Origin of the sequence: Streptomyces xanthochromogenes, assembly GCF_014650455.1 — a bacterium.
Taxonomy (GTDB): Bacteria; Actinomycetota; Actinomycetes; order Streptomycetales; family Streptomycetaceae; genus Streptomyces; species Streptomyces xanthochromogenes.
Genome location: NZ_BMUZ01000004.1, coordinates 397,809 through 418,419, shown reverse-complemented (window position 1 = coordinate 418,419; position 20,611 = coordinate 397,809). Strand labels below are relative to the sequence as shown.

General features: G+C 72.1%; 17 protein-coding genes and 1 pseudogene. 17 read left to right on the top strand and 1 reads right to left on the bottom strand.

The window, feature by feature from the left end:
• Positions 1 to 5: 5 nt before the first annotated feature.
• Positions 6 to 2,477: a SpoIIE family protein phosphatase gene (locus tag IE267_RS12860; RefSeq protein ID WP_229861076.1), complete on the top strand. Its 2,472-nt coding sequence runs from the start codon at positions 6 to 8 to the stop codon at positions 2,475 to 2,477.
• A gap of 248 nt (positions 2,478 to 2,725) precedes the next feature.
• Here IE267_RS12860 and IE267_RS12855 read toward each other — a convergent pair whose 3' ends face one another.
• Complete coding sequence (locus IE267_RS12855) at positions 2,726 to 4,084, bottom strand: cryptochrome/photolyase family protein (RefSeq protein ID WP_189763273.1); 1,359 nt, start codon at positions 4,082 to 4,084, stop codon at positions 2,726 to 2,728.
• 425 nt (positions 4,085 to 4,509) lie between these two features.
• On the opposite strand from IE267_RS12855, the pseudogene IE267_RS12850 reads away from it, so the two are divergent.
• The 16 genes and pseudogenes from IE267_RS12850 to IE267_RS12775 form a co-directional block, all read left to right on the top strand.
• A pseudogene (locus IE267_RS12850) lies at positions 4,510 to 4,767 on the top strand (DUF2867 domain-containing protein); the annotation flags it as partial.
• A 128-nt stretch (positions 4,768 to 4,895) separates the two neighbouring features.
• On the top strand, positions 4,896 to 5,306 hold the full coding sequence (locus IE267_RS12845) for an ATP-binding protein (RefSeq protein ID WP_189763272.1): 411 nt from the start codon (positions 4,896 to 4,898) through the stop codon (positions 5,304 to 5,306).
• Between the two features lie 134 nt (positions 5,307 to 5,440).
• A complete protein-coding gene (locus tag IE267_RS12840; RefSeq protein ID WP_373304539.1) occupies positions 5,441 to 6,349 on the top strand; it encodes an RNA polymerase sigma factor SigF in 909 nt (302 codons plus the stop codon).
• Between the two features lie 113 nt (positions 6,350 to 6,462).
• On the top strand, positions 6,463 to 6,882 hold the full coding sequence (locus IE267_RS12835) for an SsgA family sporulation/cell division regulator (RefSeq protein ID WP_167162095.1): 420 nt from the start codon (positions 6,463 to 6,465) through the stop codon (positions 6,880 to 6,882).
• A gap of 98 nt (positions 6,883 to 6,980) precedes the next feature.
• Positions 6,981 to 7,154 (top strand): CsbD family protein, encoded by a 174-nt coding sequence (locus IE267_RS12830; protein WP_167162093.1) that lies wholly within the window; start codon positions 6,981 to 6,983, stop codon positions 7,152 to 7,154.
• A gap of 45 nt (positions 7,155 to 7,199) precedes the next feature.
• Positions 7,200 to 7,550 (top strand): PRC-barrel domain containing protein, encoded by a 351-nt coding sequence (locus IE267_RS12825; protein ID WP_161248795.1) that lies wholly within the window; start codon positions 7,200 to 7,202, stop codon positions 7,548 to 7,550.
• Between the two features lie 266 nt (positions 7,551 to 7,816).
• Positions 7,817 to 8,287 carry a Dps family protein gene (locus IE267_RS12820; RefSeq protein ID WP_167162091.1) on the top strand — a complete coding sequence of 157 codons (471 nt, stop codon included), beginning with the start codon at positions 7,817 to 7,819 and terminating at the stop codon, positions 8,285 to 8,287.
• A 144-nt stretch (positions 8,288 to 8,431) separates the two neighbouring features.
• Entirely contained in the window at positions 8,432 to 9,046 is a 615-nt protein-coding gene (locus IE267_RS12815) for a (2Fe-2S)-binding protein (protein WP_189763271.1), read from the top strand.
• Positions 9,043 to 10,029 (top strand): FAD binding domain-containing protein, encoded by a 987-nt coding sequence (locus IE267_RS12810; protein WP_189763270.1) that lies wholly within the window; start codon positions 9,043 to 9,045, stop codon positions 10,027 to 10,029. The genes IE267_RS12815 and IE267_RS12810 overlap by 4 nt, the downstream gene beginning before the upstream one ends.
• 50 nt (positions 10,030 to 10,079) lie before the next feature.
• Positions 10,080 to 12,173 (top strand): xanthine dehydrogenase family protein molybdopterin-binding subunit, encoded by a 2,094-nt coding sequence (locus IE267_RS12805; protein WP_189763269.1) that lies wholly within the window; start codon positions 10,080 to 10,082, stop codon positions 12,171 to 12,173.
• A gap of 76 nt (positions 12,174 to 12,249) precedes the next feature.
• A complete protein-coding gene (locus IE267_RS12800) occupies positions 12,250 to 13,479 on the top strand; it encodes a PP2C family protein-serine/threonine phosphatase (RefSeq protein WP_229861074.1) in 1,230 nt (409 codons plus the stop codon).
• A gap of 93 nt (positions 13,480 to 13,572) precedes the next feature.
• Complete coding sequence (locus tag IE267_RS12795) at positions 13,573 to 13,737, top strand: hypothetical protein (RefSeq protein WP_189763499.1); 165 nt, start codon at positions 13,573 to 13,575, stop codon at positions 13,735 to 13,737.
• A 202-nt stretch (positions 13,738 to 13,939) separates the two neighbouring features.
• On the top strand, positions 13,940 to 14,488 hold the full coding sequence (locus tag IE267_RS12790) for a DUF4142 domain-containing protein (RefSeq protein ID WP_167162083.1): 549 nt from the start codon (positions 13,940 to 13,942) through the stop codon (positions 14,486 to 14,488).
• 782 nt (positions 14,489 to 15,270) lie between these two features.
• Positions 15,271 to 16,584 (top strand): MFS transporter, encoded by a 1,314-nt coding sequence (locus tag IE267_RS12785; protein WP_189763268.1) that lies wholly within the window; start codon positions 15,271 to 15,273, stop codon positions 16,582 to 16,584.
• Positions 16,581 to 18,458, top strand: a complete 1,878-nt coding sequence (locus IE267_RS12780; protein WP_189763267.1) for a S9 family peptidase — start codon at positions 16,581 to 16,583, stop codon at positions 18,456 to 18,458. The genes IE267_RS12785 and IE267_RS12780 overlap by 4 nt, the downstream gene beginning before the upstream one ends.
• A 209-nt stretch (positions 18,459 to 18,667) precedes the next feature.
• Complete coding sequence (locus IE267_RS12775) at positions 18,668 to 20,605, top strand: RiPP maturation radical SAM C-methyltransferase (protein WP_189763266.1); 1,938 nt, start codon at positions 18,668 to 18,670, stop codon at positions 20,603 to 20,605.
• Positions 20,606 to 20,611: the final 6 nt, after the last annotated feature.

The window sequence follows — 20,611 nt, the reverse complement described above, 5'->3', positions numbered from 1 at the left end:
AGCTTGTGTCCAAGCCCCATGAAGCCGGGGACGAGCACAGTGGCGGCCGCCTCACCGCCCCGGAACTCCCTTTGCCGGAGCAGAGGTTGACCACCGCTGCGGCCCCCGAAGGCGCGCCCGCCACGACGGCGGCCGCCGAGGGCGCGGGCGCGGTGGGCCGGCTCGCCGGCACCGTCCACCGGCTGCAGGGGCAGCTCCGGCGCGCCCAGGCCGAGGCCGATGGCCGCGCCCTGGTCGACCTGGCCAGCGGAATCCTCGTCGAACGCCTGCGGTGCAGTCCGGTCGAGGCGGCGGCGCAACTGGAAGGCCTCGCCGCGCAGGCCGGCCTCTCCACGCTGGAGCTGGCGGCCGACCTCGTCAACCAGGCGACCCGGGACGACATCGCCGGCCTCGCCCGGGACTTCGTCGCCGAAGCCGGCCAGCCGGCCCGCGCGTCCGTCGGCCTGCGTCTGCGCAGCGCCGAGGCGGGCGCCCTCTCGGCCGGCGACGCGCAGTCCGTGGCCCAGTCGATCCTCCAGCACGCCCTGGCCCCGCTGGGCGCGGTCGCCGTCGCCATCTGGGCCGCCCACGCCGACCAGTCCCTCTCGCTGGCCGGCAGCGCCGGGTTCGGCGACGAGGAACCGGCGCGCTGGCGCCATGTGCCGCCCGGGGTTCCCACCCCGGCCCGGCGTGCCCTCGACAACCGCGCCACCACGAGTTATGACACCCTCGCCGGGGCGGCGCTGCCGTCCATCGGGCTGCGGGAACTGAGCGGGGGCCGGGTCGCGGTTCCGGCCGGCGCCGGCGGCCGCATCATCGGGGTACTCGAAATCTGCTGGGCCGAGCCGCTGCCCGTGCGGTCCCAGTCCGTCGACCGTCAGCTGCAGGTCCTGGCCGAGCTGTGCGCGATCGCCCTGGAGAGCCATCCGTTCAGCGAGCAGGACCCCCGGTCGAAACAGCCCGCCGACCCCCGGCTGACCGAACTCCTCGACCTCGCCGACGGACTCAACGACCCGTGTCTGGTCCTCCAGCCGCTCCTCGATACGGCGGACACCCCCGCCGACTTCCTGATCCGCCACGTCAACACGGGCTTCGTCGACTTCGCGGGCCGGCCCAGGAACATGATCGCCGGCGCTCTCCTCCTGGACGCCTACCCGCTCGTGGCCGAACCCGGGGGTCTGTTCGACAAGGTGGAGCACGTCCTGGCCACCGGTGAGCCCTTCCGAGCCGAGCGCATGCGGCTCGCGGCGGTGGTGGACACCGTTCCGCTGACCACCCAGGCCCAGGTCAGCATCAGCCGCCAGGGCGCGCACGTCCTTGTCGTGCTGCGCCTGGAGGACGGGACGCCGAAGGTCGCCAGCCTGTTGCAGCACGCCCAACGCCTCGGCCGGATCGGCGGGTTCGAGGAGAACCTGATCACCGGCGACATCGCGTGGAACGACACCCTCTTCGACCTGTACGGCCTGCCACCCACCGCCGAACCGATCCCGCTCGACCAACTGGCCGCGCACGTCCACCCGGACGACGCCCACTCCATCGGCCGGTTCCTGCGCTCGCTCCTCCACCACCACCGTCCCGCGTCGACCGCCTTCCGGTTGCAGCGCGCCGACAGCGTGGCCCGGCACATCCGCGTCGTCGCCGAGCCGGTGCTCGACGAGAACGCCCGGGTCACCTCGGTGCGCGGCGCCTACCAGGACGTCTCGGCCCAGCACTGGACCGAGGTGGCGCTCGCGGCCACCCGGGACCAACTCGCTCAGAGCCAGCAGGAGACGGCCGAGCGCAACCGGCTCGCCCTCCGGCTCCAGCACGCCATCATGCCGCCCAGCCACGGGCCCGTTGACCTGCACAACCTGAGTGTGGCCGTCCGCTACCGCCCCGCGGAGAAGGACCACCTGGTCGGGGGCGACTGGTACGACGCCGTGGCGCTGCCGTCAGGCCAAGTGCTGCTGTGCGTGGGCGATGTGGCGGGCCACGGCATCGAGGCCGCGACCGGGATGGTCGCGCTGCGCAACGCGCTGCGGGGCCTCGCCACCACCGGCGCCGGGCCCGCCCAGCTGTTGGCGTGGCTGAACACCGTCACCCACCACCTCACCGACAACGTCACGGCGACCGCGGTCTGCGGCCTGTACGACCCCGGCTCCCGCCAACTGCGCTGGGCCAGGGCGGGTCATCTGCCGCCCGTGCTGCTGCGCGACGGCAAGGCGGCCACGCTGCCCAAGGTCGGCGGCATCCTGCTCGGCGCCGTCGGCCAGGCCACGTACGAGGAGGGGCACACCCAGCTGGAGCCCGGTGACACGCTGCTGATGTACACGGACGGACTGATCGAGCGGCGGGACCGGTCGGTGCAGGACTCACTCGAGAGCCTGCTCCAAGTGGCGGGCAAGCCGCGCCAGTTGGGCCGTGGGGGCCAGCTGGAGGACCAGCTCGACCATCTGCTGCGCTATACGAACGCGGACACCGACGACGACACCTGTCTCATCGGAGTCACCGTGCGCTAGCGGCCGTCCGGGGGCGTCGATGCGTCCCGCCGCTCCTGGCAGGGGCGGCATGTGGGGCAGGTGAACGAACTGTCCATGAGGAGCGGCCCCGCGCATCCGGGGGGGGGGAGTGGATGGCGGGGCCGCAAGCCCGGGCCAGGTCGGGGGGACGCCTGGCCCTGAGGGGGGCTTGAAAATCGAATGCCCCCGTCCCGCTGGGTCATGCGTGTGACCTGCGCCACGTCGTTGCGAGGGGTGGCGCCTCGGTGTCATGCCCCGCGGGCCCGTTCGAAGCGGGCGCGGCCCTCGGCGAGGTCGACGACGGGTTCCGGGTAGTCGAGCCCGGCCCGGTCCGCCTCTTTGAGCTTCCAGGGTTCGTGCACGAACTTCCGCTCCAGATCGGCGAGTTCGGGAACCCAGCGCTTGACGTAGGCGCCCTCCGGGTCGAAGCGCTTGCCCTGGATCACCGGGTTGAGGACCCGGTTGGGGCGGGTGTCGGTGCCGGTCCCGGCCACCCACTGCCAGTTGAGCTGGTTGTTCGCGACATCGCCGTCCACCAGCAGATCCAGGAAGTGCCGGGCGCCGGTGCGCCAGTCGGCGTACAGCGTCTTGGTCAGGAAACTCGCCACCAGCATCCGGCCCCGGTTGTGCATCCACCCCTCGTGGGCGAGCTGCCGCATCGCCGCGTCCACCAGTGGATAGCCGGTGCGCCCGTCGCGCCAGGCGGTGATCTCCCGCTCCTCGTCGCGCCACCGGTCGCCGCGCGGCCGGTAGTCCCGGTGGGCGGCGGCGGGGCGGGCCGCGAGCACCTGGTGGTGGAAGTCCCGCCAGGCCAGCTGGCGTACGAAGGCATGGGCGCCCGGGGAGTCCTCGCGCCGGGCGAGGCGGACGAGTTCGACGGCGGAGAGCGCGCCGAAGTGGAGGAAGGGGGAGAGGCGGGAGGTGGCGTCGCCCGCCAGATCGTCGTGGCCGTCCTCGTACCCGGAGACGGGTCCCGCGAGCCACTGCCGCAGCCGCTTGCGGCCCGCCGTCTCGCCGCCCTCGACGAGCGCGGGCGACACTCCCTTCACCGAGGCGCGCCGGGGCAGGGACCCCGCCGCCACCTTGGGCACGGAGATCTTCCTCGGGGTCGGCGCCACTTCGCGCAGGCCCTCCTGAGACCAGCGCCGGAAGTACGGCGTGAACACGGTGTAGTGATCCCGGTCCGCCGGAACCACGGCGCCCGGCGCGAGCGCGGTCACCACCGCGTCGTGCACCGACAGGCCGCAGCCGAGCGGCTCCAGCGCCTCCCGCAGCCGCTCCTCGCGCCGCGCGGCGTACCCGCTCACGCCGCTCGCGACATGCACCCGGTCGGCCCCCACCGACGTCACGACGGCACAGACCTCCCGCACCACGTCACCGCCGCGGACCACCAGGTGCCCGCCGCGCGATCGCAGGCCGGCGTCCAGATCGGTCAGGCAATCGGCGAGGAAGGCCCGCCGGTTGGGTGCGTCGAACCCGGCGGCCCGCACCCCGTCGTCGTCCACGAACAGCGGGACCACCTGATCGGATCCGCGGACGGCGGCGGAGAGCACGGGGTTGTCGTGCAACCGCAGATCGGAAGTGAACAGGACCACGGACACCGTCACTGGGTCGTCTCCTCGGGGCGTACGTCATGGACTGGGCGGGCGGCGCCGACGCCGGAGCTGCCGGGCACCGGCAGTCCGATCCTCCTGGACATCGCCCGCCCCGCAGGTGATTCGGAGCGGGCGTGGCGAAGGGTTGGTCCGACATTGGAGGAGTTGGAGGAGTTGGAGGAGGGGGTACTGCCGGGTGCGGTATGTGACCGGTTGGGCTGCGGTCCCGGGGATACCGACGCGAGGTGCGACCGCCCCGATCGGGGTCCGTCGTGCGGGGGAGAGGTCGGCCCCGCATGATCGGCAACAGGGACCCGTACGAGGACAACCGTACAGAGAGGGAGCGCCCGGTGGCCGCAGGAGACGAGACACAGCAGGACCGGGCGTCGCTCCGCTGCCTGGTGACCGGGGCCACCGGGTACATCGGCGGGCGGTGCCGGCTGCTGCGGCTGCGCGCGGAGATGCGGCTGCCCGGTCTCGCGTGGCTGGAGATGAGCCTCGAGGCCAAGGGGCCCGGCCGCAGCCGGTACCGGCAGCGTGCCGTCTTCCATCCGCGGGGTCTGCTCGGCCATGCCTACTGGTGGAGCGTCTCGCCCTTCCACGCGATCGTCTTCGGCGGGATGGCCCGCAACATGGCGAAGGCCGCCGAGGCCGAGAGCGGGCGATCGTCGCAGGTGCGGGGCGCGGGGGCCTGAGGGGGCCGGGGTGCCGGCCGCACCGAGCGGGACTTATGGTGGGGCGGGCCCACGTTCGGCCATGGGGAAGCGGGGCAGAAGCCTCAGTACATCCACAGTCCAGGGCGAGTTTTCTGGGGGTTTCGATCATGGCGCGCCCGCCTGCCAGCACCGGCGCTTCGCCGAGCGCCGCGCACGTCAGCACGGGGCCGGCCACCGCGGCCCAGGCCCGTGACGAAGCCCGTGCCTTCCTCTCCGCGCTGGCGCCCCGGCCGTCCCGGGAGAGCGCCGAGAACGTCCTGCTCGTCGTCTCCGAACTCGTCACCAACGCGCTGCGGCACGCGGGCGGCGTCACGGCGCTGCTGTTCGCCGCCGACCCCGGTCTGCTGCACATCACCGTGCGCGACCCGAGCCCGCAACCGCCGCGCGAGCGCACGCCCGACATGCGCGGGTGCGAAGGCGGCTTCGGCTGGGTCCTGGTCCGCGACCTCGCCCGCAGCGTGGCCGTCACCCCGTGCGGCGAGGGCGGCAAGAACATCTGCGTCGCCCTGCCGCGTTAGCCGCGTGAGCAGCGGAAACAGTTTCTCCCCGCAAGGTGCTTCGGCCACTTGGGGGACACTGTGCATGATCCGGATCGAAAGGGGCACCCGAGGGCTTCGACGGATGAAGCACGGTGACTAGGGAGGTTGTCCTCATGGCAGCGGCGCAGGTGACGGGGCCGGAGCGGACGGACCGGACGGCAGCCATGACCATGGACCCGGGGGTGGGGGACTTGCCCTGGGTGGAGGATGCGGGGAAGGTCGCGCCGAAGGACGCGCGCGAGCTCTCGAAGGTCTTCTTCGAGCGGCTCCAGGTACTGGAAGAAGGCACCGCCGACTACCAGTACGCGCGCAACACACTGATCGAGATGAACCTGTCGTTGGTGCGCTTCGCGGCCGGCCGCTTCCGCAACCGGGGCAGTGGCGAGATGGAGGACGTCATCCAGGTCGGCACGATCGGCCTGATAAAGGCGATCGACCGGTTCGAGCTGTCGCGCGAAGTGGAGTTCACCTCCTTCGCCGTCCCCTACATCGTGGGGGAGATCAAGCGCTTCTTCCGTGACACGACGTGGGCCGTGCACGTGCCGCGTCGGCTCCAGGAGCTGCGGGTGGAGATCGCGAAGGCCAAGGAGACCCTCGCCCGCGATCTGGACCGCGACCCGACGGTGAGCGAACTCGCCGCGCTCCTCGACCGGGACGAGGAAGAGGTCGTCGAAGGTCTCGTCGCGGCCAACGGCTACACCGCCGGCTCCCTCGACATGTCCGCCGACGCCGAGGAGTCGGGCGGCACGGCCGGTGGCCGCAGCCGTACGCTCGTCGACTTCATCGGCGAGGAGGACCCGGGCATGGAGAAGGTGGAGAACCTCCAGTCCCTGGCCCCCTTGATGGGCGAGCTGACCGAGCGCGAACGCCGCATCGTGAGCATGCGCTTCGGCCAGGAACTGACACAGGCCGAGATCGGTACCGAGCTCGGTGTCTCGCAGATGCAGGTCTCGCGCCTGCTGACGCGGATCCTGGCCAAGCTCCGGGCCGGAATGACCGAGGACCAGCCCGCGCACGCCTGACACACAGGCGGTGCCGCGCCGGGGGCCCGAGACGGGCCGGGCCCCCGCCGCCGCTGAAGGATTTCCCCCTGGGCGGGTGCCCGCTGCCCGAGCCCGGACGCTGGAGGAGATCCGTGAGTTCCCTGTGCGAGACCGTGTTCATGAACCTGGAGATCGACGCCACCGAGCGGATCCCCCTCGTGACACGGCTCGTCTACGAGACGGACGACCCGTTCGCGGTCCGCGTCCGCTTCGAACTGCAGGAGGACGTTTCCGTCACCTGGACGATCGAGCGCGACCTGCTGTCCCAGGGCCTCGCCCGGGAGGTCGGCGACGGAGACGTACGCGTCTCCCCCCGGTCCGTCGACGGCCGGCGCGAGGCGCGCATCGAACTCGCGGGGTGCGGCCTCGACGGCGAATGGGGCCGCGCGGTGTTCTCCGCGTGGGAGCCCGCGCTGCGCGATTTCCTCGACCGGACGTACGAGCTGGTTGCGCCGGGCGAGGAAACGGTGGACGTGGACGCGTTCCTCTCCCAGATCCTGGCCATGGGCTGAACTCCCTTTCCGCCCAAGGCGTTCCGGCCTGTTTGAACTCCGCCGAATCGGCCAGGCGTAGGGCGTACCCGCAAAGAATTCATGGTGGAGGCGACACGATGTCTGCCGATGAGAAGGCCGGTGCCAAGGCCGAACAGGCAAAGGGCAAGGTCAAGGAAATGCTCGGCCGCATGACCGGTAACGACCGGCTCACCGCCGAGGGGCGTATCGACCAGGTCAAGGGCGAGACCCGCGAGCAGAAGCAGAAGGCGAACGAAGCCTTCCGGCGCTAACCCGACCGCCCGGACACGACATCGACAAGGAAAGGGGCACCTTCGATGAACGAGGACCTGTGGGGCTTCAAGGACACCAGCGGCCACCTCGCCGGCGTTGATCTGCGCGGCTGGAAGGTGGAGGCTGCCGACGGCGACATCGGCAAGGTCGACAACCACTCCGACGAGGTCGGTTCCGCGCACCTCGTGGTGGACACCGGCCCGTGGATCTTCGGCAAGCGCGTCCTGCTGCCGGCCGGCACGGTCACCAGGCTCGACCCGGACGACAAGAAGATCCATGTTGCCCTCACCCGGGACCAGGTCAAACACTCCCCGGAGTTCGAGCCCGCCACCCACCTCGACGATCCCACCTACCGGGACATCGTCGGCCGCTATTACGGGGCTCCCCTCATCTGAACTCCCTTCTGAAACAGCGTGGTTGGTGGCCCACCGGATGTCCGGTGGGCCACCGTCCTGTGTGCCGGGCCTTTGCGCCGAGCCTTTGCGCCGAGTCTTTGTGCCTGGTCTTTGTGCCTGGTCTTTGTGCCTGACCTTTGCATCGGCCCGTCGGCATTCCCTTTTTTCGTACCGCACCCGTTTGGGGCCGGATTTTCGAGGAAGGCGACATATCGGACCGGTGAACGGTCCAGCGGATAGCAGCAAAGGCGAAATGGAGTGAAGCAGTGTCTGTCGTGAAGAGTTCGCTGTCCGATGCGGATCTGAAGGTCGTCGGCTCCGCCCTGCAGGGCGCCCTCGTCGACCTGGTCGACCTGTCGCTCGCGGCCAAGCAGGTGCACTGGAACGTGGTGGGCCCGCGCTTCCGCTCCGTGCACCTCCAGCTCGACGACGTCGTGACCACGGCACGCCAGCACTCGGACACCGTCGCGGAGCGCGCCTCGGCGCTCGGGGTGAACCCGGACGGGCGTGCCGCGACCGTCGCCGGGAGCAGCGCGATCGGCACCATTCCGGAGGGCTGGATCAAGGACTCCGAGGCCGTGGAAGTCATGGTCGTCGCCCTCGGCCGGATCACGGAGCGGATGCGGGAGCGCATCAAGGCCACCGACGAGCCCGACCCGGTGAGCCAGGACCTCCTCATCGCGCTGACCGCCGACCTGGAGAAGCACGCCTGGATGTTCCAGGCCGAGAACAGCTGAAGCCACGCATCCGGAGCGGGGCGGCCCACCGGGGCCGCCCCGCTCCGTCGTGCCCGCGCCGCTCGGGATGCCGGACGGCGTGAGCTGTACGAGGCTGATGATGCGGGCGGCGGCCGGCCGTCCGGATCGAGGGACAGAGGAACGATGGAAAGCAACAAGGGGCCCCACGGCGACCCCGGCACGACGATTCGGTACGCACCCTGGCCCCGGCCCGCGGACTCACCGCCCGGAGCGACCGGATCACCGGTGACCCTGAGCGTGAACGACGCCCCCGTCGAGGTCGAGGTCGATCACCGCACCACGCTGCTCGACCTGCTGCGCGAGCGGCTCGCCCTGACGGGCTCCAAGAAGGGCTGCGACCACGGCCAGTGCGGAGCGTGCACGGTGCTCGTGGACGGACGGCGGGTCAACAGCTGTCTGCTCCTGGCCGTCGCCGTGGACGGCTGCGCCGTGGTGACGGTGGAGGGCCTGGCCAGGACGGAGGACGCCGACGGCGACCTCCACCCGATCCAGCGCGCCTTCCTGGAGCGCGACGCCTTCCAGTGCGGCTACTGCACCCCCGGTCAGCTCTGCTCGGCCGTCGGCATGCTGGCCGAGGCCAGGTCGGGACAGCCCTCCGTCGTCACCGACCCGGACCTGGCGGCGGACGGCCCGGTACCGCTGACCGACGAGGAGATCCGCGAGCGGATGAGCGGCAACCTCTGCCGGTGCGGGGCCTACCCGCACATCGTCGAGGCGGTCCAGGACGTGGTCTCGTGAAACCCGTGTCGTATCTGCGCGCGGGCAGCGTGGAAGAGGCGGCCTCCGCCCACGGGGGCCGGACCGAGGCCCGCTACCTGGGCGGCGGCACCAACCTCGTCGACCTGATGAAGCTCGGTGTGGAGCGCCCCGAGGTCCTGGTCGACATCACCCGCCTCCCGCTCGACGACGTGCGGGAACAACCCGATGGTTCCGTACGCGTCGGCGCGACCGTGCGCAACAGCGACCTCGCCGCGCACCCACTGATCCGCGAGCGCTACCCCGTCGTCTCGCAGGCCGTCCTCAGCGGCGCGTCGGGCCAGCTGCGCAACATGGCGACCACCGGGGGCAACCTCCTGCAGCGCACGCGCTGCGCCTACTTCCAGGACCTGGCGAAAGCCTGCAACAAGCGGGTTCCGGGCAGCGGTTGTGCGGCCATCGAGGGCGTCAACCACGACCACGCCGTCCTCGGCCACTCGCCGCACTGCGTCGCGACGAACCCGTCCGACCTGTGCGTGGCGCTCGCCGCCGTGGACGCCGTCGTGGAACTGGCCGGGCCCGGCGGCGGGCGGACCGTTCCCGCAACGGAGTTCCACCGCCTGCCCGGCGACCAGCCCGAACTCGACACCGTGATCCGCCCCGGCGAACTGATCACCGCCGTCCTCCTTCCGGCGCTTCCCCATGGCGCGGTCTCCCACTACCGCAAGGTGCGCGAGCGGGCCTCGTACGCGTTCGCGCTTGCCTCGGTGGCCGCCGTCCTCCAGCTGGAGGACGGCGAGATCCGGCATGCCGGCGTCGCCTTCGGCGGGCTCGCCCACCGGCCCTGGCGCGCCCGGCGCACGGAAGCCGCCCTGCTCGGCACCCGGCCGAGCCCCGAATCCGTCGCCCGGGCGGTGGAGGCCGAGCTCGCCGAGGCCGTACCGCTGCGGGACAACGCCTACAAGGTGACGCTCGCCCGCGACCTCGCCACTCAGGTCCTCGGCTCGCTGTCCACAACGGCCTGACGCCTCCTCGGAGGACCGCCGCCCCTGATCCGCCTGGGAGGAGAACCGCCATGGCTTCGCACGCGAACGCGCTCGGCGCACCAATAGAACGCCGCGAGGGTCGCGCGAAGGTGACCGGCGAGGCGCTGTACGCCACCGAGTACACGCCGCCGGGCTGCCTGTACGCCTGGCCGGTCACGGCCACCGTCGCGCGGGGCCGGATCGCCTCCCTCGACATCGCCGACGCCCTCGCCCTGCCCGACGTGGTCGATGTCCTCACCCCCGAATCTGCGCCCCGCCTCGGCACGTCGGACGACGCGACCCTCGCCGTCCTCCAGGACGCGAAGGTTCCGCACCACGGCTGGCCGGTGGCCGTCGCGATCGCCGACACCATCGAGGCGGCCCGTGCCGCCGCCGAGGCCGTGCGGGTCACCTACGCCACCGAGCCGCACGAGTCGGTCCTCGGCGACAACACCGCCGACGCCTACCGCCCCGAGGAGGCCAACGGCGGCCATCCCGCGGAACGCAGGCGCGGCGAACCGGAAGAGGCGTTCGCCGCGGCCCCGGTGCGCGTCGACGTGCGCTACCGGGTGCCGCCGCTGCACAACCACCCGATGGAGCCGCACGGCGCGACCGTGAACTGGCACGACGGCCGGCTGACCGTGTACGACAGCAGCCAGGGCTCCGACACCGTACGGTCCGTCCTGGCCGACCTCTTCGGGCTCCCCGAGGAGCAGGTCACCGTCATCAGTGAACACGTCGGCGGCGGGTTCGGTTCCAAGGGCACGCCACGGCCGCATGTCGTGCTCGCCGCGATGGCGTCCCTGCACACCGGCCGTCCCGTCAAACTCGCCCTGTCCAGGCGGCAGTTGACCGAACTCGTCGGCCACCGCGCACCGACCGAGCACCGGCTGCGGCTCGGCTCGGACGCCGACGGCACCCTCGCCTCGGTGATCCACGAGGTCACCACGCACACCTCGCGGGTCAAGGAGTTCGTCGAGCAGGCTGCCGTGCCCGCCCGGGTCATGTACGCCAGCGGCAGCAGCCTCACCGACCACAAGGTGGCCGCCCTCGACGTGCCCACCCCGTCCTGGATGCGTGCCCCGGGCGAGGCACCCGGCATGTACGCCCTGGAATCGGCCGTCGACGAACTCGCCTGCGCCCTCGGCCTGGACCCCATCGAGCTGCGGGCGCGCAACGAACCGGGCCGTGAGCCGGACAGCGGGCTCCCGTTCAGCAGCCGTCACCTCGTCGAGTGCCTGCGCGAGGGCGCGCGGCGCTTCGGCTGGGCCGACCGCGACCCCCGGCCGGGGATCAGGCGCGAGGGGGCGTGGCTCACCGGCACCGGTGTGGCCTCGGCGACCTACCCGGTCCTGGTCTCGCCCAGCCGGGCGACCGTCACCGCCCATCCCGACGGGCTCCACGTGGTGCGGGTGAACGCCACCGACATCGGCACCGGGGCCCGTACCGTCCTCGCGCAGGTCGCGGCGGACGCGCTCGGCGTGGGTGTCGAGAGCGTCCGTACCGAGATCGGCTCCACCGGGCTGCCGCAGGCGCCCCTCGCCGGCGGCTCGTCCGGCACCGCGTCCTGGGGCTGGGCCGTGCACGACGCGAGCCGCGCCCTGGCCGGTCAACTCCAGTGCCACACCGGCCCGTTGCCCCCCGACGGGCTCACGGCGTCCGCGGACACCAAGGGTTCGGCGGACCAGAAGTCCGCCTACGCGCGGCACGCCTTCGGCGCCCACTTCGCACAGGTGGCGGTCGACACCGGCACCGGCGAGGTACGGGTACGCAGGCTGCTCGGCGTGTACGCGGTCGGGCGCGTCCTCAACGCACGGACCGCCACGTCCCAGTTCATCGGCGGCATGGTGATGGGACTCGGCATGGCCCTCACCGAGCGCGGCAGCGTGGACCCCGCGTCCGGCGCGTTCATCGGCAGCGACCTCGCGGGCTACCACGTACCCGCGCACGCCGATGTGCCCGCCATCGAGGCGCACTGGATCGAGGAGCGGGACGACCACCTCAACCCGATGGGCAGCAAGGGCATCGGCGAGATCGGCATCGTCGGCACCGCGGCGGCCATCGGCAACGCCGTCCACCACGCCACCGGCGTCCGCTTCCGGGAACTCCCGCTCACCCCCGACCGGGTGCACGGCGGCCTGTGAGCGGCGACGCGGCTTCGGCGGGCGGGACGCGGAACGGGGTGGGGGACCGCCTCACACGACAGGAGGTGGCCGGCCCGTGAGCACGCAGTACGCCGATGAACCGGGCGGCGGCGAGCGATTGTTGGAGGAGCTGCTCGCGCAGGCGCACAGCGCCACGCCGATGGACCTCCCGCTCCTCGTCAACCGCTGTGCCGAGGCGTTCGGCCTCGGGGAGGTCGTCATCTACCTGACGGACATCCAGCAGCGCAGCCTGGTCGCCCTCACCGAAGGACTCCCCACGCTGGACATCGACGCGTCCGTCGCCGGCTGGTGCTACCGGACGGTGTCCCTGCGGGTGGAGGACGTAGAGGGCGGCCTGTTGTGCCTCTGGCTGCCCGTGGTGGACGGCGCGGAGCGCCTGGGCGTGCTCGGCGTACGCGCGCGTTCCGTGGACGCGCTGCGGCTGCGCCGCTGCCGGATGCTGGCCGGGGTCGTCGCGATGGCCATCACCTCCAAGCGCGCCTACAGCGACAGCTTCGCCCGCCGCGCTCGCGCCGAGCGCATGCAGCTGCCCGCCGAGATGCTGCGCGCCTTCCTGCCGCCACGCACCATCGGCAACGACCACGTCGTGTCGACCGCCGTGCTTGAGCCGGCCTACGAGATCGGCGGCGATGCCTTCGACCACTCACTCACCCAGTCCACCCTGCACGCCGCGATCCTGGACGCCATGGGTCACGACCTCGCCTCGGGCCTGACCACCGCGGTGGCCCTGGCCGGCTGCCGCAGCGCCCGGCGGGCCGGGCTCGGGCTGCTCGACCTCGTCGACACCATCGACCAGGCACTCGCCCAGTGGCTGCCCGACAAGTACTGCACCGGCATCCTGACCCAACTCGACCTGGCTTCAGGGGTGTTCAGCTGGACCAACTGCGGCCATCCGCCACCCGTGCTGATCCGGGACGGGCGGGTCGTGGACGGCACGCTCGAACGTACCCCCCAGCCGCCGATGGGCCTGCCGGCCCGGTTCAGCAAGGGCCCCCGCGACCTCCACGAGGTGCCCCTGGAGCCCGGCGACCGCGTACTGCTCTACACCGACGGGGTCACCGAGGCGCGTACCGCGGGCGGCGGCGAGTACGGCATGGACCGGTTCACGGACTCCATCATCCTGGCCACCGCCGCGGGCGAACTCCCCGCCGAGTCACTGCGCCGCCTCATCCACGCGATCCTCGACAGCGAGGACAGCGACCTGCGCGACGACGCCACCATGCTGCTCATCGAATGGTGGCCCCCCACGGCCCGGCCCACCCAGCCCGTCGCCCGCCTGGGCTGACTTGGTCCCCGGGCCGGCGAACGGCCAAGCGGTGTTCGATATGTGGCGGGCTGACAGGAATGCGGCGGGCGGGGAACAGGCACCCTTATGGAGATGAACCAGACCCACTCCCAGGCATCGCCCGACGTCCCGCTGCGCGCCGTCGCGCTCGTGTGCACCCTCTCCCCGTCCCCCGCCCGGTCGAGCTCGCAGCTCCTCGCCGCCCATACGAGCCACCTCGCCCGGCGCCTCAAGGCGGCCCCCTACCCGGCACCCTGACCCCACGGCGGGGCCTTCGTCCGTCGATCCACGGGCGAATCGCGGGGCCCTCCGCCCGATGGTTACGGGGAGTGATCTGGAGAGGCGCGCAGTGAGGAGCACACCTAGGATGACGAGGGTCGGGCCCTGCCCGGACTGGCGTTGAGCGCGGTCCGGATGCCGAAGCGGCCCCTACCCGATCCACGGACACGTGGAGGTACCCATGCGCATCACCCACATCGCCACGACGGCCGCCGCCGCGGCGCTGACCCTCACCGGAACCACGGCCGCCTTCGGTGCGGCCAGCCCCTCCGCCACTGCGGACGCGGTGTTCCTGCAGGCCATCCACCAGGCGAACCTGGCCGAGATAGCCGCGGGCAAGGACGCCGGTACGCATGCGAGCAGCAGCTGTGTGAAACAGGTCTCGGCCATCATCGTGCGCGACCACACCAAGCTCGACGCCAAGGGCGCGGCTCTCGCCAAGACCAAGAACATCACCCTGCCGAAGGAGCCCACCGCGGCGCAGCAGAAGTCGCTGTCCGCGCTGAAGCCGATGAACGGCACCGCGGCCTACGACACCGCCTGGCTCAAGGTCCAGAGCAGCGGCCACCAGCAGGCGCTCGCGCTGATCGACAAGGAGCTGAAGTCCGGTAACGACGCCCAGATCCAGGCGGCCGCCAAGGAGGCCCGCCCGATCGTCGCCGCGCACCTGAAAATGGTGGAGGGCGGCAAGTGCCACGCCATGGCGAGCAGCAGCCCGTCCCCGCAGTGACGCTGCTGCCGGCATCCGTTCCCGCGCCCCCTCGCCCCCACGGGTGAGGGGGCGAGGGCGTGCGGGCCCGGTGCTTCGCTCAACCCGGCTTCGCGCAGCGGTCGTTGAGCCGGGCTGCCGGGACGCCCTCTGATCGCTCAACTGCCCCTGCGATGAGCAGAGTTGATCGATCAGGGGTCTCTTTCGAGCTTCGAAGAACACCGGTTCGAGCGTTGAAGAACGCCGGGCTCCGGTCGCCGGGCGCGCTCGTTTCCGGCCAATGAGTCCGACGGATGGAACCGTTCCGCGCCGGGGTCGCCGCGGGGTGGGCGGGGGCGTGATGCCGCCCGGGGGAGCCGGATGCGGCGGACCCGCCGATCGTGACGCGCCCGGGGCGCGGTGGTGGTCACCGGTTCGCCGCCGGAAAGGTGCATATGCCGGTCGGAGTGCGCGAACTCGCCACCAGGGCACGGAGGTTCACCGCCGCGAAGCGGGCGTGGAGGGAGCGCGAAGGCATCCGGGAGCGCGACGGGCGGCCGCACTCCTTCCCTTTCGTCCCTTTGGAGGCCGGCCCGCGGGCGGGCCGAACCGCGGATCAAGTAATCGGTTACTTTGCCGGGCCCTTACACAGTTCGATTCCGGCCTCGGCGGCGCGACTCTTGTGGGCCGAGCGGGCGTCTGATTAGGCTCCCGCTCGTTTCGATTCCTGCACATGTTCTTCGCAACTTGACCAACTGTGGGGTGGCTGTGCGCGAACCGGAGTTCCCGGGTCTCCCGGGGACCTCTTCAGGGGCGGGAACGTGATGGCCCCCGGCACCACCGCCGCCGAGCGACGGGCGGCCCGCCGGCCGGTGCCCCGTGACGTCCGGCTGTTCTGGTGGGCGAGCGCCTCCGACGCCCTGGGCACCCAGGCCTCCGGTGTCGTACTGCCGTTGCTGCTGCTCGGCCTCGGCCATTCCGCCGCGACGGTCGGCCTCGTCGCGGGGGTGTCCACGGCGGCCGGGCTGCTGCTGGCCCCGCTGGCGGCCGTTCCGGCCGACCGGGGGTCCCGCAAGGCCGTGATGTTCTGGTCCGCGACGGTCTCGGCGCTCGCCATGGCCGGGGTGACGGCGGCGGTGGCCACGGGGCAGCCACCGCTCGCCCTCGTGCTCGGCGCGGTCCTCGTGGAGCGGCTCTCGACCGCGGTGTACGAGGCCGCCGCGGCCGGCACCGTGGCCATGATCGCCCCGCCCGCCGACTGCCCGCGCGTGGTGGCCGGGCTGGCGGCGGGCGACCAGGGCGCGCTGATCCTGGGCCCGGCCCTCGGCGGTGCGCTCTACCAGCTGGCCCGCGCCCTGCCCTTCCTCGCGGACGCCGTCTCCTACGCCGTCGCCGCCGGATGCGTACGGGCGCTGCGCTCGGACCTGCGGCCCGCGCACCACCCGGCCCCCGGGGCCGCGCCGAGCGGCTCGGTGCAGGCGGCCGAAGCGATCGCCGGAGCTTCCCCAACTCCCCTACCTGACAAGGGACGTCCGGGACTGCGGAGCGAGCTCGGCGCAGGACTCGCCCTCGTTCGCACCTCGCCCTTCCTCCGGCTCGTGGTGACCTGGACCGCCACCGTGAACGGGGTGATCGTCGCGCTCTACTACGGCGCGGTGTTCACCTTGCAGAAGGGCGGTCACGGCGGCGCGCCCATGGGCCTCGTCCTGGCGCTGTCCGGCGCCGCGGGCCTCGTCGGGTCGCTGGCCGCGCCGCGTGTCGTGGGGCGCATCGGCGCCGCGCGGCTGCTGGTGACGGTGTCCTGGCTGCTCGTCCCGCTCGCGGCCGGCCTCGCCACCGCCGACGGACCCTGGACGTACGGCGCGTTGTTCGGGGTGTTCTGCCTCCTGATGCCATTGGTCGCGGTCGTGCTCCAGTCCCGCGCCCTGCAGGAGACGCCGCCCTCCCTGCAGGCCCGCACCGGCGCGGTCCTCGCGAGCGCCGTCGGTGGGTCGGCCGCGCTCGCGCCGGTCGTGGCCGGGGTGTTCGTGACCCGCGTCGGGACGGCCGCGCCCGCCGTGATCTGCGCAGGACTGCTCACCGCCCTCGCCTGGCGGACCACCGTCGTACGGTCCCGGCTCACGGGGGCGACGGCATGAGCAGGAGCTACCAGGTCTACCGCGCGGCCCTGCCCGAGGTGTGTGCCGCCCAGCCCGCCAAGATGGTGTTCACCGCCGACGCCGACGGCCGTTGCGAAGTGTTCACCTGGGACGCGGACACCCGCCGGGCCCGACAGGTCACCGACCGCCCGCACGGCACCCTGCACGGCGCGATCGACCGCGACGCCCGGGTGTGGTGGTTCGACGAGGACGACCACGGAGCCGGGCGCTGGCGGTTCCAGCCGTTCGAGGGCGGCCCCGACCTGCCGGGTCTGCTCGGCGTGCCCGAGGGCGAGCCGCGCGGCCTCGCGGTGAGCGACGGCGGACGCGTGGCCATGGGCATCGGCGATGCCCGCTCCACCACCGTGTACCTCGGCCCGCGTGGCGGTGCCGCCCGCGAAGTGACGCGCGTCGACGGGCACGCCACCCTGTCCGGGATCACCCCCGACGGCCGCCTCCTCGCCCTCGGCGGCGCGGCCGGATCGGCACGGGCCGTGACCGTAATCGCCGACGACGGCACCCCGTGCGCGGTGCTCGCCGGGGACGGAGGCGGGGGCCGGCTCTGGTCGCTGGGCTTCGCGCCCACCGCGCGACATGCCGAACTCTTACTCGTCCGGGAGTCCAACGACCGCTACCTGCTGGCGAGTTGGACCCCGGACGCCGGACTCGTCACCCACTCCTGGTGCGCCTTCGACACCGAGATCACCGCTCGCTGGCACCCCGAAGGACTCTCGTTCCTCGTCCGCCAGGACCGGCACGGCCGCAGCACCCTGCACCGCGTACACCTCGCGGAGCGCACCGTCGAGCCCGTACCGACACCGCGCGGGACCCTCCTCGATGCGGCGCCGCGTGCCGGGTCCGATGTGCACGTCCTCTGGACGGACACCGCGACACCGCCCCGCATGGTCTCCACCGCCGGCACCGAGTTGCCCCCGACGCACGGCATTCCCGAGAGGGTGCCCGGCGAGCACCGGGACCTGTGGACACCCGGCCCCGACGGGCCCGTGCACTCGCTGCTCAGCCTGCCCGAGGGACGGACGGGCGCGGTTCCCGCCGTCTTCCTCGTGCACGGCGGTCCCGCCGACCACGACCGGGACGCCTACGACGGCGTCGTGCACTCCCTCGTCGCCTCCGGATTCGCCGTCGTACGCGTCAACTACCGCGGCTCCACCGGCTACGGACCCCGCTGGCGGCGGGCGTTCGGCGAGGGCGTCGGACTCACCCAGGTCGCCGACCTCGTCGCGGTCCGCGCCGACCTCGTGGCCCGCGGCGTGGTCCGCGCGGACGCGGCCGGGCTGTGGGGCACCTCCTGGGGCGGCTATCTGGTGCTGCTCGCCCTCGGCACACACCCCGACCTGTGGCAGGCGGGCGTCGCCGTCAAGCCCGTCGCCGATTGCGCGACCGCCTACCGCACCACCACCCCGGCGCTGCGCGCCCTGGACGAGCGCCTTTTCGGCGGCACCCCCGACGAGGTGCCCGAGCGCTACGAGCGCAGCTCGCCCCGCCACTACGCCGCCGCCGTCCGCGCACCCCTGCTGGTCGCCGCCGCGACCCGGGACGCCAAATGCCCGCCCGGCCAGGTGCGCGACTACCTCACCGCCCTTCAACTCGTCGGCGCACGCCACGAGTCGATGTGGCTCGACACCGGCCACGACGGCTACGAGGCCGACGACCATGTGGCCGTGCTGCGCCGCGCCGTGGTCTTCCTCGACCGCGAACTGCGGCAGGGGCAGGCCCGTACCACCACCCCCCAGACGCCCCGCTCCGACCGGAGCGGGGATTCCGGACGGGAGCGCTCCCCAGCGCCCGCCGGAACAGGCGGTACCCACACAGAGAGGAGTTCCGGCCATGCAGAAGGACATCATCCACAATGACCCGCTCGCGGGTGACGAGGAAAACCGCAAGCCGAGCGTCGGCGTGACCATCAAGGTTCCGTTCCGCAACGCCGAGGACGGCGAAGAGGACTGATCCTCGCCGGTCGGTCCCGCGGCCGTGAGCCGCGGGACCGACCGGGCACTACCGCCCAACTCCGGCCCCCCGGGCCTCGTTCCCTCCACGTCTCCGCACATCCCGAGGAGCCGACATGCGTGTTCTGCTGGTCAATATGCCCTGGTCGCCCATCGACCTTCCCTCGCTGGCCCTGGGAATCCTCAAGCGCAGCGTGGACGAGCGCGTGCCCGGCGCCAGTGCCGAAGTCCTGCACGCCAACCTCGAATTCACCGACTGGATCACCGAGCGCACCGAATTCACCTCCGACGACTACGAGTACTACGCGCTCTCCTCCTACTTCATGGGCTGCGGCGACTGGGTGTTCTCCTCCGCGCTCTACGACGACCCCGCCTGGCGGGACGAGGAGTTCGCGGCCGCGATGAAGGGAAAACTCCGCAAGTCGCGACTGCGGATGTCGCAGGAACTCCACCGCCAGGTACCGGAGTTCGTGGAGATGATCGCCCAGCGCATCGTCGAGTACGCGCCCGACGTCGTCGGCTTCACCTCCACCTTCCAGCAGAACACCGCGGCCCTCGCCGCCGCCAAGCACGTCAAGCGGCTCGCCCCGCACATCGTGACCGTGATGGGCGGCGCCAACTGCGACGGCGAGCAGGGCGAGGCCGTCCACCGCAACTTCCCGTTCGTGGACCACGTGATCCGCGGCGAGGGCGAATCCGCGTTCCCGCAGCTGCTGACCGCGATCGCCGAGGGTGCCGGCGACGAGGTGCTCTCGAAGGTGCCGGGCCTGTGCCACCGCGATCCCGGGGGCCGGAGCGTCGTCAACGCGATGGCCACGAGCCCGCTGCCGCCGGCCACCATCCTGGCCCCCGACTACAGCGGCTACTTCGAGCGCCTCGCCACCTCCGTGGCCCGCAACTGGGTCGAGCCCAAGCTCGTCGTCGAGGGCGCGCGCGGCTGCTGGTGGGGCGAGAAGCACCACTGCACGTTCTGCGGCCTCAACGGCTCGTTCATGCAGTTTCGCTCCAAGAGCCCGGACACGTTCTTCGAAGAGATCATGGAACTCGCCCGCCGCCACCGGGTGCTCGACATGTACCTCGTCGACAACATCCTCGACATGGGATACCTCACCACGGTGCTGCCCCGCATCATGGAGAGCGGCTACGACCTGCGGATGCACATCGAGATCAAGGCCAACATGCGGCGCAGCCAGCTGCGTACGCTCGCCGAAGCCGGACTCATCTACGTACAGCCCGGCATCGAGAGCCTCAACAACCGGGTGCTCGACCTGATGGACAAGGGCGTCAGCGGCTGCCAGAACGTGCGCATGCTCCGCGACGGCGCCGAGACCGGCCTCTCCGTCGCCTGGAACTATCTGCACGGCTTCCCGGGCGAGACCGCCGAGGACTACGACCCCGTCATCGCCCAGATCCCCGCACTCGAACACCTCAACCCTCCGGTCGACCTCTCGGCGCGGATCGCCATCGAGCGCTTCAGCCCCTACTTCAACCGCCCCGAACTCGGCTTCGACGGCCTGCGTCCCGAGGAGCACTACCGCTTCACCTACGACCTGCCCGAGTCCGAGCTCTACGACCTCGCGTACGTCTTCGAGGCCCCCCAGCGCGGCATCACCGAGCCCACGGTCACCGCGCTCAACGACGCGCTCGACGCCTGGAAGAAGCACCACGCCGACGCCCGGCTCACCCACACCGACCTCGGCGACCGCATCGTCCTGGTGAGCAGGCGGCGCACCTTCGCCTGGCGCGCGATGGAAGTGACCGACCCGTTCGAACTGGCGGTCTTCCGCCTCCTCGACCAGCCGCACGCGGTCACCGCGCTCACCCGCAAGGCGGCGGCCCGCGCCAAGGGCGCCGAGCGCACGGAGCACGAGGTGCAGCAACTGCTCGACTCCTGGCTCGCGTTGGGCCTGGTCTTCACGGACGGCGGCCAGTACGTCCACATCGCGCCCTCGGCCGTCAACGAGGACCTGCTGCGCCTCGACTTCATGCGCCATGCCCAGGCCGCCCTCGACGCCGACGAGCAGCCCGCGCGGCCCGAGCCCGTGAGCGTCTGAGCCCGC

Bases quoted from the DNA above. Each gene is read 5' to 3' on its own strand.
- IE267_RS12780 (WP_189763267.1), top strand. From the start codon at position 16,581: ATGAGCAGGAGCTACCAGGTCTACCGCGCGGCCCTGCCCGAGGTGTGT.
- IE267_RS12795 (WP_189763499.1), top strand. From the start codon at position 13,573: ATGAACCAGACCCACTCCCAGGCATCGCCCGACGTCCCGCTGCGCGCC.
- IE267_RS12845 (WP_189763272.1), top strand. From the start codon at position 4,896: ATGGCGCGCCCGCCTGCCAGCACCGGCGCTTCGCCGAGCGCCGCGCAC.
- IE267_RS12775 (WP_189763266.1), top strand. From the start codon at position 18,668: ATGCGTGTTCTGCTGGTCAATATGCCCTGGTCGCCCATCGACCTTCCC.
- IE267_RS12840 (WP_373304539.1), top strand. From the start codon at position 5,441: ATGGCAGCGGCGCAGGTGACGGGGCCGGAGCGGACGGACCGGACGGCA.
- IE267_RS12785 (WP_189763268.1), top strand. From the start codon at position 15,271: ATGGCCCCCGGCACCACCGCCGCCGAGCGACGGGCGGCCCGCCGGCCG.
- IE267_RS12790 (WP_167162083.1), top strand. From the start codon at position 13,940: ATGCGCATCACCCACATCGCCACGACGGCCGCCGCCGCGGCGCTGACC.
- IE267_RS12825 (WP_161248795.1), top strand. From the start codon at position 7,200: ATGAACGAGGACCTGTGGGGCTTCAAGGACACCAGCGGCCACCTCGCC.
- IE267_RS12830 (WP_167162093.1), top strand. From the start codon at position 6,981: ATGTCTGCCGATGAGAAGGCCGGTGCCAAGGCCGAACAGGCAAAGGGC.
- IE267_RS12815 (WP_189763271.1), top strand. From the start codon at position 8,432: ATGGAAAGCAACAAGGGGCCCCACGGCGACCCCGGCACGACGATTCGG.
- IE267_RS12805 (WP_189763269.1), top strand. From the start codon at position 10,080: ATGGCTTCGCACGCGAACGCGCTCGGCGCACCAATAGAACGCCGCGAG.